This is a genomic window from Paenirhizobium naphthalenivorans (assembly GCF_007992095.1).
Classification (GTDB): domain Bacteria; phylum Pseudomonadota; class Alphaproteobacteria; order Rhizobiales; family Rhizobiaceae; genus Allorhizobium; species Allorhizobium naphthalenivorans.
Map to the genome: position 1 here is coordinate 97,569 of NZ_BJZP01000012.1, position 13,453 is coordinate 111,021.

Annotated in this window: 10 protein-coding genes; all 10 read left to right on the forward strand. The window is 61.4% G+C overall.

Going from position 1 to position 13,453, the window contains the following annotated elements; all coding sequences use genetic code 11:
* Positions 1-114: 114 nt before the first annotated feature.
* The 10 genes from RNA01_RS13445 (at position 115) to RNA01_RS13490 (ending at position 13,248) form a co-directional block, all read left to right on the forward strand.
* Complete coding sequence (locus tag RNA01_RS13445) at positions 115-471, forward strand: ArsR/SmtB family transcription factor (RefSeq protein ID WP_147180730.1); 357 nt, start codon at positions 115-117, stop codon at positions 469-471.
* 124 nt (positions 472-595) lie between these two features.
* A complete protein-coding gene (locus RNA01_RS13450; protein ID WP_147180731.1) occupies positions 596-1,492 on the forward strand; it encodes a LysR family transcriptional regulator in 897 nt (298 codons plus the stop codon).
* Positions 1,493-1,682: 190 nt separating this feature from the next.
* Positions 1,683-2,162: a formate dehydrogenase subunit gamma gene (locus RNA01_RS13455; protein ID WP_147180732.1), complete on the forward strand. Its 480-nt coding sequence runs from the start codon at positions 1,683-1,685 to the stop codon at positions 2,160-2,162.
* Positions 2,159-3,715, forward strand: a complete 1,557-nt coding sequence (locus tag RNA01_RS13460; RefSeq protein ID WP_147180733.1) for a formate dehydrogenase beta subunit — start codon at positions 2,159-2,161, stop codon at positions 3,713-3,715. The genes RNA01_RS13455 and RNA01_RS13460 overlap by 4 nt, the downstream gene beginning before the upstream one ends.
* Positions 3,716-3,720: 5 nt before the next feature.
* Complete coding sequence (gene fdhF / locus RNA01_RS13465) at positions 3,721-6,600, forward strand: formate dehydrogenase subunit alpha (RefSeq protein ID WP_147180734.1); 2,880 nt, start codon at positions 3,721-3,723, stop codon at positions 6,598-6,600.
* Positions 6,601-6,734: 134 nt separating this feature from the next.
* Positions 6,735-7,559 (forward strand): formate dehydrogenase accessory sulfurtransferase FdhD, encoded by an 825-nt coding sequence (gene fdhD / locus RNA01_RS13470; RefSeq protein ID WP_284727860.1) that lies wholly within the window; start codon positions 6,735-6,737, stop codon positions 7,557-7,559.
* Positions 7,549-7,779 carry a formate dehydrogenase subunit delta gene (locus tag RNA01_RS13475; RefSeq protein WP_147180736.1) on the forward strand — a complete coding sequence of 77 codons (231 nt, stop codon included), beginning with the start codon at positions 7,549-7,551 and terminating at the stop codon, positions 7,777-7,779. The genes fdhD and RNA01_RS13475 overlap by 11 nt, the downstream gene beginning before the upstream one ends.
* Before the next feature lie 87 nt (positions 7,780-7,866).
* Positions 7,867-9,258 carry a sigma-54-dependent transcriptional regulator gene (locus RNA01_RS13480; RefSeq protein WP_147180737.1) on the forward strand — a complete coding sequence of 464 codons (1,392 nt, stop codon included), beginning with the start codon at positions 7,867-7,869 and terminating at the stop codon, positions 9,256-9,258.
* Positions 9,251-11,272, forward strand: coding sequence for a sensor histidine kinase (locus RNA01_RS13485; protein ID WP_147180738.1), 2,022 nt, complete (start codon positions 9,251-9,253; stop codon positions 11,270-11,272). Before RNA01_RS13480 ends, RNA01_RS13485 begins: the two co-directional genes overlap by 8 nt.
* Before the next feature lie 320 nt (positions 11,273-11,592).
* Positions 11,593-13,248 carry an OFA family MFS transporter gene (locus RNA01_RS13490; protein ID WP_147180739.1) on the forward strand — a complete coding sequence of 552 codons (1,656 nt, stop codon included), beginning with the start codon at positions 11,593-11,595 and terminating at the stop codon, positions 13,246-13,248.
* Positions 13,249-13,453: the final 205 nt, after the last annotated feature.

The following is a 13,453-nucleotide window of genomic DNA, read 5'->3' on the forward strand; positions in this document are numbered from 1 at the left end:
CACCGCGGAAGAATTACGTTTTCGTCGCTTCCTGCTGCGCCAAGGGCATTTCCGCCATGATCGCAATATCGTATGTCTCAGCTAGGATAGATAACGCGAACGCCGGATGATTTTATGAATGTGCCGAAGATGACGCCGGGGATGGGGTCGGAACAGCTTGAGGGCTTCATGTCCAAGGCTCGGGCCGCGAGTGGTCTTCTTAAGGCGCTTTCGCATGAAACGCGGCTTCTGATCCTCTGTATCCTCAGTCAGGGTGAGAAAACGGTCGGGGAACTCGAGGCTATACTTGGCCTTCAGCAGGCCGTCGTTTCGCAACAACTTGCCCGGCTGCGCGCCGAAAAGATCGTCACCACTCGCCGCGAGGGTCGACTGATCTACTATAATATCGCCGATCCCTCCCTCACCGGTCTCGTGTCCGCCCTTTATGAAATGTATTGTGGGCCGAATGCGGCTCCCATTATTCCGGACTGAACTCGGGGCTAGGGCTTTGGGGGCTTCGTTCTTGCCCGGTGACCGGGTTGACTTGCTGTCTCAATGACGCCGCCCGTTTGCGCTTCCAGCGTGGTCCGCCTAGTCTTGACGGCGAGGAGTGATCATGATCGACAAGCTTGAATTCTTCATCGCGCTCGCGCGTGCTCAGCATTTTGGTCGCGCGGCGCAAGAATGCGGCATAACTCAGCCAACACTGTCGGCGGCGATCCGGCAATTGGAGGATCAGCTGGGCGTCATGCTCGTGCAGCGCGGTTCTCGCTACCAGGGTCTCACCCCGGAGGGGCAGCGGGTACTCGAATGGGCACGCCGTATCGTCGGTGACGCGCGCACCATGCGGGAAGAGATGCGGGCCGCCCGGCGGGGGCTTGCCGGTCATATCCGCATCGCCGTCATTCCGACGGCCCTGTCGATGGTGCCGCGTATCACCGGTCCCTTCCAAGAAAAGCACCCGGACGTTACCTTCTCTGTCAGCTCGCGTACGTCCTTGCAGGTGCTCAGCCTGCTGGAAAATCTCGAGATCGATGCGGGGATCACCTATCTCGACAATGAGCCGCTTGGCCGCGTGACCTCGGTGCCGCTCTACGCTGAGCGCTATCACCTCATCACGGCGGCAGGCACGCCACTCAGTGATCGCGATCTTGTGTCGTGGCGTGAAGTGGCTGATCTTCGGCTTTGTCTATTGACTGCAGATATGCAAAACCGGCGGATCATCAACCACCATCTCACGGAAGCTGGTGTCGTCGCCAAGCCCACGCTCGAATCCAATTCGATGATTGTGCTGTTTTCCCATATTCGTACGGGCCGCTGGGCGTCGATTATGCCGCGCAACATCGCGGAATCCTTCGGTTTTTCCGAGGAGATTCGGATGATCCCAATCGTTGAGCCGGAGGCCGAGCACTCGGTTGGCCTCGTGGCGCAATATCGCGAACCCTTTACCCCTCTGGTCTCCGCTCTCCTGCATGAGGCACGCCGCTTGTCCGATCTTCAGGTATTTCAATAGGTTTTCTCTATCGTTGCATGGGACTGCTTTATTGACCTTGGCTGGTATCAGTGTGCACTTTGACAACAAGTCAGAGGGTTCGACGGGAAAGCGGACTTCGTCGGCGCGTTAACACTGCAAACCGACTGGGCGTTCGCTTTCCACGTGTCGACCGTCTTGGCGCATTCGTGTCGGTTTGGGAGGGCTGATCATGGATATTCGATCGTCTGCGGATGATTTTGTTTCTCGTACACAGGCCATCGTCGCCGAGTTGAAAGCGCTCGAGGGGCCCTTGCTACCGATCCTGCATGCGGTGCAGGAGAGTTTCGGCTATGTGCCGGATGAGGTGAAGCCGGTCCTTGCTGAGGCGCTCAACCTGTCGCGGGCCGAAGTACACGGCGTGGTTAGCTTTTATCATGATTTCCGCACCCACCCCTCGGGTCGTCATGTTCTGAAGCTCTGTCGTGCCGAGGCCTGCCAGTCACGCGGCGGCGAGGCTCTGGCTGATCGGGTGCGTGAATTGCTCGGCGTTGATTTTCACCAGACCACACAGGACGGGGCGGTGACGCTGGAGCCCGTCTATTGCCTCGGGCTGTGTGCCTGTGCCCCTGCCGCCATGCTGGATGACGAGCTGCATGGCCGGATCGATGCAGACGCGCTCGAGGGTCTTATCGCGGAGGCACGTCTATGAGCCGGACTGTCTTCATTCCCAGCGACGCCGCCGCTCTTGCTGTCGGCGCCGACAAGGTCGCCGCTGCGATCGAACAAGAGGCCACCCTGCGCGGCATCGAGCTTGCTATCGTCCGCAATGGCTCCCGCGGGCTCCTTTGGCTCGAGCCGCTGGTGGAAGTTCGCACCGGACGTGGCCGCATAGCCTATGGGCCAGTGTCCGTCGCCGATGTCCCTAGCCTGTTCGAGGCGGATTTTCTGGCTGGCGGGGAGCATCCGCTCTGTCATGGTCTGACCAAGGAAATTCCCTATCTTGCCCGGCAGACGCGGCTCACCTTCTCCCGTTGCGGTGTCACTGATCCGTTGTCGCTTGCCAACTATCGCCACTACGAGGGACTGAAGGGGCTCGACAAGGCGCTGGCCATGGGGTGCTCGGAAATCGTTAAGACGGTGACCGATAGTGGACTGCGGGGGCGCGGCGGCGCCGGCTTCCCGACCGGCGTCAAATGGAAGACCGTTGCCGATGCCCCCGGTGATCAGAAATACATCGTTTGTAATGCCGACGAGGGCGACAGTGGCACCTTCTCCGACCGGATGATCATGGAGGGTGATCCCTTCGTGTTGATCGAAGGCATGGTCATCGCCGGTATCGCGACTGGTGCCAGCAAGGGCTATGTCTACACCCGCTCCGAATATCCGCATGCCATCAAGACCATGCGCGCCGCGATTGAAATTGCCCGAGGCGCCGGCATTCTCGGTCCGTCTGTCATGGGCTCGGCGCACGCCTTCGACATCGAAGTGCGTATGGGCGCCGGTGCCTATGTCTGCGGTGAGGAGACCTCGCTGCTCAATTCGCTTGAAGGCAAGCGCGGCATCGTGCGAGCCAAGCCGCCGCTTCCGGCGCTGCAGGGGCTGTTCGGCCGGCCGACCGTGGTCAACAACGTGATCTCGCTCGCCTCCGTGCCGGTCATTCTCGACCGCGGGGCCGCCTTCTATCGCGACTATGGCGTGGGTCGCTCGCACGGTACGATCCCGATCCAGCTTGCCGGCAATATCAAGCATGGTGGACTCTATGAAACGGCCTTTGGCCTGACGCTCGGCGAGATCATCTACGACATCGGTGGTGGCACGGCGAGCGGCCGACCGGTCAAGGCCGTGCAGGTCGGCGGTCCGCTCGGGGCCTATTTCCCGCCGAGCCTGTTCGACACGGTCTTCGACTATGAGGCCTTCGCTGCCAGGGATGGTCTGATCGGCCATGCTGGCATCGTCGTCTTCGATGACACTGCAGACATGCTGAAGCAAGCACGCTTCGCCATGGAATTCTGCGCGATTGAAAGTTGCGGCAAGTGCACCCCCTGTCGGATCGGCTCGACGCGGGGCGTCGAGACGGTCGACCGAATTGCCCGGGGCATAGAGCCGGAGAAGAACAGGGCGTTGCTCTCTGACCTCTGCAACACGATGAAGTTCGGCTCGCTCTGTGCACTCGGTGGCTTCACCCCCTATCCAGTCATGAGCGCGCTCCATCATTTTCCGGAGGATTTCGCGCCCACCCCCCTCGTTGAAGCGGCGGAGTAAAGAACATGCCCCTCGTTCATGAAATCGACTATGGCACCCCGGCCTCCAAATCGACCGAGACCGTGACACTGACCATCGACGGTCTCCAGGTCACGGTGCCTGCCGGCACGTCCGTTATGCGTGCCTCGATGGAAGCCGGCATCCAGGTGCCGAAGCTCTGCGCCACTGACATGGTGGATGCCTTCGGCTCCTGCCGGCTCTGTCTCGTCGAGGTCGAGGGCCGCAATGGCACGCCGGCTTCCTGCACCACGCCATGCGCGCCGGGCATGGTGGTTCACACCCAGACAGAGCGGCTGAAGCAGATCCGCAAGGGGGTGATGGAGCTCTATATCTCCGACCATCCGCTTGACTGTCTGACCTGCGCGGCCAATGGCGACTGCGAATTGCAAGACATGGCCGGCGCGGTCGGCCTGCGCGACGTGCGCTATGGCTATGAGGGCGACAATCACGTCAAGACTCGCAACAACGGCGACATCAACGCCAAATGGATGCCGAAGGACGAATCGAACCCCTACTTCACTTATGATCCGTCGAAATGCATCGTCTGCTCGCGCTGCGTGCGGGCCTGTGAGGAAGTGCAGGGCACGTTCGCGCTGACCATCGAGGGCCGTGGTTTCGACAGCCGGGTTTCGCCCGGCGCGCATGAACATTTCCTCGAGTCGGAGTGCGTCTCTTGCGGCGCCTGTGTTCAAGCCTGTCCGACGGCGACGCTCACCGAAAAATCGGTCATCGCCATCGGCCAGCCCGAGCATTCGGCCGTCACCACCTGCGCTTATTGCGGCGTGGGCTGCTCGTTCAAGGCGGAGATGCGCGGCGAGGAACTGGTGCGCATGGTGCCCTACAAGGATGGCAAGGCCAATCGCGGTCATTCCTGTGTCAAGGGTCGTTTCGCTTACGGCTATGCCACCCACAAGGACCGCATCCTCAATCCGATGATGCGCGAGAAGATCACCGATCCGTGGCGCGAAGTGACTTGGGAAGAGGCTCTTGCCCATGTTTCCTCCGAGTTCCGCCGGCTGCAGTATCAGTATGGCAAGGATTCGATCGGCGGCATCACCTCCTCGCGCTGCACCAACGAGGAGACTTTCCTCGTCCAGAAGCTGATCCGCGCCGGTTTCGGCAATAACAATGTCGATACCTGCGCCCGCGTCTGCCATTCGCCGACCGGCTATGGTCTCGGCCAGGCCTTCGGCACCTCGGCTGGCACGCAGGACTTCGATTCGGTCGAACATTCCGACGTGATTATGGTGATCGGCGCCAACCCGTCAGCGGCGCACCCGGTCTTTGCCTCGCGCATGAAGAAGCGCATCCGCCAAGGCGCCAAGCTGATCGTGCTCGACCCGCGAGAAACCGAGACCGTCAACTCGGTCCACGCAAGGGCAGACTACCACTTGCCACTCAAGCCCGGCACTAATGTCGCGGTCATCACTGCTCTTGCCCACGTTATTGTTACGGAAGGCCTGTTCGACGAAGCCTTCATTCGCGAGCGTTGCGACTGGTCGGAATTCGAGGATTGGGCCGCCTTTGTCGCCGAGCCGCAGCATTCGCCGGAAGAGACCGAAAAGTTCACTGGCGTTGCGGCCGATCTCGTGCGCGGCGCAGCCCGGCTTTACGCCCGGGGCGGCAATGGCGCGATTTACTACGGTCTCGGCGTGACCGAGCACAGCCAGGGGTCGACGACTGTCATGGCGATCGCCAACCTTGCCATGGCGACCGGCAATATCGGCCGTCCGGGCGTCGGCGTGAATCCGCTACGCGGCCAGAACAATGTGCAGGGCTCGTGCGACATGGGCTCCTTCCCGCATGAACTGCCGGGCTATCGCCACGTTTCCGACGACGCGACGCGCGATACGTTCGAGAAGCTCTGGGGCGTCAAGCTCGACAACGAGCCGGGCCTGCGTATCCCCAACATGCTCGATGCTGCCGTCGATGGTTCGTTCAAGGGCATCTATATCCAGGGCGAGGACATCCTCCAGTCCGACCCCGACACCAAGCATGTCTCAGCCGGCCTCGCCGCGATGGAATGCGTCGTGGTCCATGACCTCTTCCTCAATGAGACGGCCAACTATGCCCACGTCTTCCTGCCGGGTTCGACCTTCCTGGAGAAAGATGGCACGTTCACCAATGCCGAGCGCCGTATCAACCGGGTGCGCAAGGTTATGAGCCCGAAGAACGGCCTGGCCGACTGGGAGGTCACGCAGAAGCTCGCCCAGGCCATGGGGCTGCCATGGAACTACAGCCATCCGTCCGAAATCATGGACGAGATTGCCGCCACGACGCCGAGCTTCGCCAGCGTGTCCTATGAACTTCTGGAAAAAATGGGCTCGGTTCAGTGGCCCTGCAACGAGAAGTTCCCCGAGGGATCGCCGATCATGCATGTCGGTGGTTTCGTACGTGGCAAGGGCAAGTTCATCCGCACCGAATATGTGGCGACCGACGAACGCACTGGTCCGCGTTTCCCGTTGCTCTTAACCACCGGTCGCATTCTGTCGCAGTATAACGTCGGTGCTCAGACACGCCGTACCGAGAATATCGCCTGGCATGCGGAAGATCGCCTCGAGATCCATCCGCATGACGCCGAACAGCGTGGCATCAAGGACGGCGATTGGGTGCGTCTCGCCAGCCGGGCGGGAGAGACGACGCTGCGGGCGTTCATCACCGAGCGCGTTTCGCCGGGCGTCGTTTACACGACCTTTCACCATCCCGAGACTCAGGCCAATGTCATCACCACGGACTTTTCCGACTGGGCGACCAACTGCCCGGAATACAAGGTGACCGCCGTGCAGGTCGCACCGTCGAATGGTCCGTCCGAATGGCAGCAGGACTATGAGGATCTGTCGCGCCAGTCACGGCGCATTGCTGGGAAGCTGGAGGCTGCGGAGTAGGCAATGGCAAAACATGCCCTTCAGCCGCCTGCTATCGCCTTTCCTCCGCTTGAGGGGGAAAGGCGGCAAGCTGATTTGCCTTGGTCCCCTCTGCCGGTACGCGACGGGTGGTTTGGGTCGAAGGACAGGGCATGATGACCAGAAAGACCTCCACCCGCATTCGTGAAGTGCAATTCCGCAACGGCGTCCTGGCCGAGGGCAGCCGGATTGTTCCGGAAGAAGTGCCGATCGCCTTTTCCTATGGCGGCACGACGCATGCGGTGATGATGGCGACACCGGCCGATCTGGAGGATTTTGCCCTCGGCTTCTCGCTTTCCGAGGGCATTATCTCCGCAGCGGCGGATATTGTCTCGGTCGAGATGATGGAGGCGGGTGATGGCATTGACCTGCAGATTGTGCTGGCCGACGGCACGGCAGAGGCCTTGACGGCACGTCGCCGGCACATGGCCGGCCCGGTTGGCTGTGGCCTGTGTGGTATTGAGTCGATTGAGCAGGCGACACGCAGTGTAGCGCCCGTGGACGCCGGCGATTTCTCGCTGACGCCGGCGCAGATCGCCGAGGCGGTGTGGTTGCTCGGAGACGGACAGAGCCTCAATCGTGAAACCCGTGCCGTGCATGGCGCGGGCTTCTTCATTCCCGGGCAGGGACTGGTTTGTCTGCGCGAGGACGTGGGCCGTCACAATGCGCTCGACAAACTTGCCGGCGCCGTGATGCGCTCCGGCCTGGCTGGCGGCCACGGCGCCGTCGTCGTGACCAGCCGTTTGTCGGTTGAAATGGTGCAAAAGACGGCGGCGCTGCGAAGTGCTGTGCTGATCGCCGTATCGGCACCCACCGCACTTGCGGTGCGCACGGCGGAAGCCGCGGGCATCACCCTCGTTGGCATCGCCCGGGGCGACGAATTCGAGATTTTTACCAGACCAGAACGTACCATTGCCGGAGTGACCGCCCATGTCGCATGACACCACTGAAAGGCTCGTCCGCATGGCGAACCAGATCGCCACCTTCTTCCTGTCGCAGCCCGAATCGGGGCGCATCGAGGGCGTTGCGAACCATATCAACAAGTTCTGGGAGCCGCGCATGCGGCGGGAGCTGTTCGAGCATATCGACAAGGGGGGAGAAGGACTCATGCCAATGGTGATCGAGGCCTCCAGGACGATCAAGCGCCCGATCGCCGCCTAGAGGAGATTCAGTGGCCGCCCGCTTTGGTGTTTGGGATCGCCTCTGCTATGCATGGCGAAGCGTTGAACGAGGGGAGCGATCGACACTGTGAGGGCGGACACGGCACGCAAAGTCCAGGCGAGCGAACGGGACCCGGAATTCGGCCCCTGGTTGGCGCAGGCCACCATTCTCGTCGTCGATGACGAACCGGGCATGCGCAATTTTCTCGTGCGCACGCTAGCCCCCCGTTGCAAGGCGATTGAGGAAGCCGCTGATGCCGAGGAGGCATCCCGCAAGCTTGACCAGCACCATTTCGACGTCGTCATTCTTGATAATATCATGCCGGGCAAGAACGGCGTTGACTGGCTGATCGAACAGAGGGCGATCGGTTTCTTTGCCGATGTCATCCTGATGACGGCCTATGCGGATCTCGAAACGGCGATCCGGGCCTTGCGCGCCGGTGCCGTCGATTTCGTCCTCAAACCCTTCCGTTCCAACCAGATCCTCAATGCGGTCGCGCGCTGTCTCGACCGCATCCGCCTACAGCGCGAGAACTTCGTCTTGCGCTATGAATTGAGAGCGACCGCTGACCACATCCTGCTGCGCGACAAGCTGATCGGTGGGTCCGCCGCAATCCAGCAGGTGCGTGAGACGCTTGCCCGCGTGGCGCCCCTGCCAACGACCGTGTTGCTCACCGGTGAGTCCGGTACGGGCAAAGAGGTGGCTGCCCGTTCGCTGCACGCCCTTTCCGACCGGGCAGCCAAGCCCTTCGTTCCGGTCAACTGCGCCGCCATCCCGCCGGATGTGATCGAGTCCGAACTGTTCGGCCATGTGCGCGGTGCCTTTACCGGGGCGGAATCGGGGCGCGAGGGTCTTTTCCTCCATGCTCAGGGCGGCACGCTTTTCCTCGACGAGATCGGAGAAATGCCGCTGGCCACCCAGAGCAAGCTGCTCCGCGTGATCGAGGACCGGCGCGTGCGCCCGGTCGGAGCGGAGCGGGAAGTACCGATCGACCTGCGCTTTGTTTTCGCCACCAATGCCAACCTCGAGAAGCTGGTGCAGGAGGGTGGGTTCCGCCCGGATCTCTATTACCGCATCAACGTTATGCAGCTGAAGCTGCCGCCGCTGCGCGACCGGGGCGATGACGTGCTCGAGCTTGCAAGCCTATTCATGCACAAGCTGTCGCAGCAGCTCGGCATGCCGATGGTGCCGATCGATAAGGCGGCAAAAGCGGTGCTCTCCGCTTACGCATGGCCGGGCAACGTGCGCGAACTCCGCAATCTGATCGAACGCTCACTTATCCTCGGTGGCTTCCCAGAGGATTTCCGCGGCTGGCGGGGAGGCTCCGTGAGCCTCCCGTCGGGGACCCTTGAGGAGGTCGAACGGCGCCATATCCTCGCTGTGCTGGAAGAGACCGGTGGGGATCGCGACGAGGCTGCGCGACGGCTCGGTATCTCGCGCAAGACTATCGACCGCAAGTTCGTGTTCTGGAATGCCTGAAGCCGCTCCGCGAGATATCAGCATTCGCCGCGGCAGATCGATCCGCTATCGGCTCCTGGCCATAGCTCTCCTGCCGACACTGGTCATCCTGCCGCTTCTGCTGGTTGCGACCATGGCTCGCTGGGAGGCGAAGTTCGATGCTTTGCTGACCTCGAAGGTCAATGCGGACCTCACCATCGCGCACCAATATCTGGCTCGGATCCTTGAGAACACCGGCGAGCATCTCGCCGCACTGACTGGCTCCGTCGCCTTTCGCGACGCGGCGGATCAGGGCGGTGGAGCTGGGCTTTCGGCCTATTTAGAAGAAAACCGGATGCGCCTTGGCCTCGACTTTCTCTTCTTGGTGAACCAAACCGGCATGTCGATCGGGCCCGCCGGCTTCCCGGGCCAGAGCGCGGTGCGGACGGATTGGCCGGTTCTCAGGTCGGCCTTTGCGGGCGAGCCGAAAACGGCAATAGACATCTTCTCCCGGCGGGAGCTGGAGGCGATCTCGCCGGCGCTTGCCGCGCGCGCCCAGCTGGAACTCGTGCCGACACCAAACGCGGTTCCGACTGATCGGGCGAGCGAAACTCGCGGCATGGTCGTGCATTCGGCTAGCCCCGTCGCTTTGCCGGACGGACCAGCCGTGCTCGTCGGCGGTATCCTGCTCAACCAGAATCTCGTTTTCATCGACACGATCAATGATCTCGTCTATCGCGCGGCGAGCTTGCCGGAGGGGAGTCAAGGGACGGCGACGCTTTTCCTCGACGACGTGCGAATCAGCACCAATGTCCGGCTGTTCGAGGACAAGCGGGCGCTTGGCACCCGCGTTTCGGCGGCTGTCCGCCAAGCGGTGCTGGACGAGGGACGGGTCTGGCTCGACAGCGCCTTCGTCGTCAGCGACTGGTATGTTTCGGCCTACGAGCCGATCAGCGACAGTTTTGGCAAGCGCGTCGGCATGCTCTATGTCGGTTTCCTCGAGGCGCCGTTCGCCCGCGCCAAGACCGAGACCATCATCGGTATTGCCGTCGCATTCCTTCTGGTCACTGCTGCCAGCGTGCCGATCTTCCTTCGCTGGGCGCGGGCGATCTTCAAACCGTTGGAGCGGATGACCGGCACCATTGCCCGGGTCGAGGAGGGCGATCTGGGCGCGCGATCCGGCCTTATCGATGCCAGCGATGAGATCGGCCGGGTGGCTGCTCATCTCGACAGCCTTTTGGATCAGTTGCAGCAGCGTGAACGGGAACTCCGGACGTGGAACGACGAGCTCAACGATCGTGTCGCCGAGCGTACGCGTGAACTCGAACTGGCGAACCGGCAGCTGGAGGCGACGACCAAGCAACTCATCATGTCGGAGAAGCTCGCGGCGCTCGGTGAGATTACGGCTGGCGTCGCCCATGAGATCAACAATCCGATTGCCGTCATGCAGGGTAATCTCGATGTGGTGCGCAGCGTGCTTGGGGACAGGGCGGAGGGTTTGGCGACGGAACTCCGGCTGATCGACGAGCAAATCCACCGGGTCAACCAGATCGTCACCAAGCTGCTGCAATTCGCCAAACCGGAGGAATATGCCGGTTATGTCGAGCGTCATAGCCCGGCTGCTGTGATTTCGGATTGTCTTCCGCTCGTCCAACATCTGCTCGGCAAAGCCGCCATCAAGGTCGAGCGGGACGATCAGGCGACGCGGCATGTTCTGATGAATCACACGGAGTTGCAGCAAGTCCTGATCAACCTGATCGTCAACGCCATCCACGCCATGCCGGACGGAGGCCGTCTGCGCCTCGCCAGCCGCGACGAGGAGCGCGATGGTCATGACGGCATCTGCATTGACGTGACGGATACCGGCGTCGGCATGACGCCGCAGGTGCTTTCGCGGATCTTCGATCCGTTTTTTACCACCAAGCGTCGGCAAGGTACGGGCCTTGGCCTATCGATTAGCCAGACCTTGGTCTCCCGCCAAGGCGGCGCGCTGACCGTGGAGAGCGAACCAGGCAGGGGGACGACCTTCTCGATCTGGCTTCCAGAGGCTGACTAATCTGGGGTTCTTGGACATTTTGTCCGTTTTTATCGGACATTTTGTCCGTTCAGGCACTCCTGCTCCAGCTAACTTATTGAAAATTGGCAGATTCGGTATTGGCACGGCGGTTGCTTCGAGATCGCTGTTCCCGGCGGAGTGTTTCTTGGAGAAGATATGCGGACGGGAGCGGGGGAGGAAGCCGCAACGCTTGGCTTCTTATTTGGACCGGTCCTGCGGTACGCCTTGTTGGAGGAACAAAACAAGGTGGGAGAATCCGTGGACGGCCGGATCAGGGAAAGATCCATCGGTGATATCCGATGAGAGGGAGGATTTCGACTATGTCTGCTACGACCGAGACAGCGACGGGCGGTTACGGAGGCGGTGGCCTTCTCGACCGCGAACGCATTATTGCCAAACCTGGTTTCAATCGTTGGTTGGTGCCGCCGGCGGCGCTGGCCATCCATCTTTGCATCGGCATGGCTTATGGCTTTTCCGTCTTCTGGCTGCCACTTACCAAGTCGCTTGGTATTGGCCAGTCCATCGCCTGCCCGGACCTCACTCTCATATCCGCCCTGTTCACGACCAGCTGCGACTGGCGCGTCAGCGATCTCGGCTGGATCTATACTTTGTTCTTCGTCCTTCTCGGGTCCTCGGCGGCCATCTGGGGCGGCTGGCTTGAGCGTGTCGGGCCGCGCCGCGCCGGCTTCGTTTCGGCTTGCTGCTGGTGCGGCGGTATTTTGATCGCTGCGCTTGGCGTCATAACCCATCAGCTGTGGTTGATGTGGCTCGGCGCGGGCGTGATCGGCGGCATCGGGCTCGGCCTCGGCTATATCTCGCCGGTTTCGACGCTGATCAAATGGTTCCCCGACCGGCGCGGCATGGCGACTGGCATGGCCATCATGGGCTTCGGCGGTGGTGCTATGATCGGTGCGCCGCTTGCCAATATGCTGATGAACACTTTCAAGAGCGACACTTCAGTCGGCGTCTGGCAGACTTTTGTCGTCATGGCGTGCGTCTATTTTGTCTTCATGGTGGGCGGCGCCTTTGGTTATCGTATTCCGCCGGCCGGCTGGCGTCCCGAAGGCTGGGTGCCGAAGGTCACCGGCAATGCGATGATCACCCATGGCCACGTCCACCTGAACAAGGCGCACAAGACGCCGCAGTTCTGGCTTATCTGGGCGGTTCTCACCTTGAACGTTTCGGCCGGTATCGGCGTGATCGGCATGGCTTCGCCTATGCTGCAGGAGATCTTCGCCGGTTCGCTGATCGGCCTTCCTGAGCTGAAGTTCTCCGATCTGAGCAAGGAACAACTGACGGCCATCGCCGCGATCGCCGCCGGGTTTACCGGCCTTCTGTCGCTCTTCAACATCGGCGGGCGATTCTTCTGGGCCTCGCTTTCCGACAAGATCGGCCGCAAGAATACCTACTACGTCTTCTTCCTGCTCGGCATCGTGCTCTATGCTTCGGCCCCGTGGGCTGCCGGCATTGGTAGCAAGGTGTTTTTCGTCGCGGCCTTCTGCATCATCCTGTCGATGTATGGCGGCGGTTTTGCCACCATTCCGGCCTATCTTGCCGACATTTTCGGGACCCAGTTCGTCGGCGCCATTCATGGGCGGTTGCTGACCGCCTGGGCAACCGCAGGCATCATCGGTCCTGTGGTGGTCAACTATATTCGCGAGGCGCAGATCGCGGCGGGTATTCCGCGTGCTCAGGTTTACGACTTCACGATGTACATTCTGGCCGGCATGCTGGCGCTCGGTCTCGTTGCCAACTTCCTGGTCAGGCCGCTGTCCGACAAGTGGTTCATGTCCGACGAGGAAGTGGCAGCGTTGCAGGCCAAGAGCCAAGCGGCGGCGGCTGGTCCGACCGGATCCTTCGGCATCGGCAAGGGTGGGTTCGATGGCAAGGCGGCGATCGCTTGGGCCGTCGTCGGCATCCCGATCCTCTGGGGGGTCTGGATCACGCTGCAAAAGACCTTTGTGCTCTTCGCTTGAAGACATGCACTTGGCTTCGACAATGAACAAGGCGGCGCGAGCCGCCTTGTTCATTTCAAACCGCGAAACGACCTGGTGTGTGGCTGGCGCCTTCGAGGCGGAGTGTGTTCAAGGACCTCGCCGGTGTGATCCATTCGATGAAAGCCAGCAACTTGGAAAGCATAGGGGGGGCTGGCGTGCGGAGGTCTGCGCAGTCGAAAGAAGG

Bases quoted from the DNA above. Each gene is read 5' to 3' on its own strand.
- RNA01_RS13445 (WP_147180730.1), top strand. From the start codon at position 115: ATGAATGTGCCGAAGATGACGCCGGGGATGGGGTCGGAACAGCTTGAG.
- RNA01_RS13450 (WP_147180731.1), top strand. From the start codon at position 596: ATGATCGACAAGCTTGAATTCTTCATCGCGCTCGCGCGTGCTCAGCAT.
- RNA01_RS13455 (WP_147180732.1), top strand. From the start codon at position 1,683: ATGGATATTCGATCGTCTGCGGATGATTTTGTTTCTCGTACACAGGCC.
- RNA01_RS13460 (WP_147180733.1), top strand. From the start codon at position 2,159: ATGAGCCGGACTGTCTTCATTCCCAGCGACGCCGCCGCTCTTGCTGTC.
- fdhF (WP_147180734.1), top strand. From the start codon at position 3,721: ATGCCCCTCGTTCATGAAATCGACTATGGCACCCCGGCCTCCAAATCG.
- fdhD (WP_284727860.1), top strand. From the start codon at position 6,735: ATGACCAGAAAGACCTCCACCCGCATTCGTGAAGTGCAATTCCGCAAC.
- RNA01_RS13475 (WP_147180736.1), top strand. From the start codon at position 7,549: ATGTCGCATGACACCACTGAAAGGCTCGTCCGCATGGCGAACCAGATC.
- RNA01_RS13485 (WP_147180738.1), top strand. From the start codon at position 9,251: ATGCCTGAAGCCGCTCCGCGAGATATCAGCATTCGCCGCGGCAGATCG.
- RNA01_RS13490 (WP_147180739.1), top strand. From the start codon at position 11,593: ATGTCTGCTACGACCGAGACAGCGACGGGCGGTTACGGAGGCGGTGGC.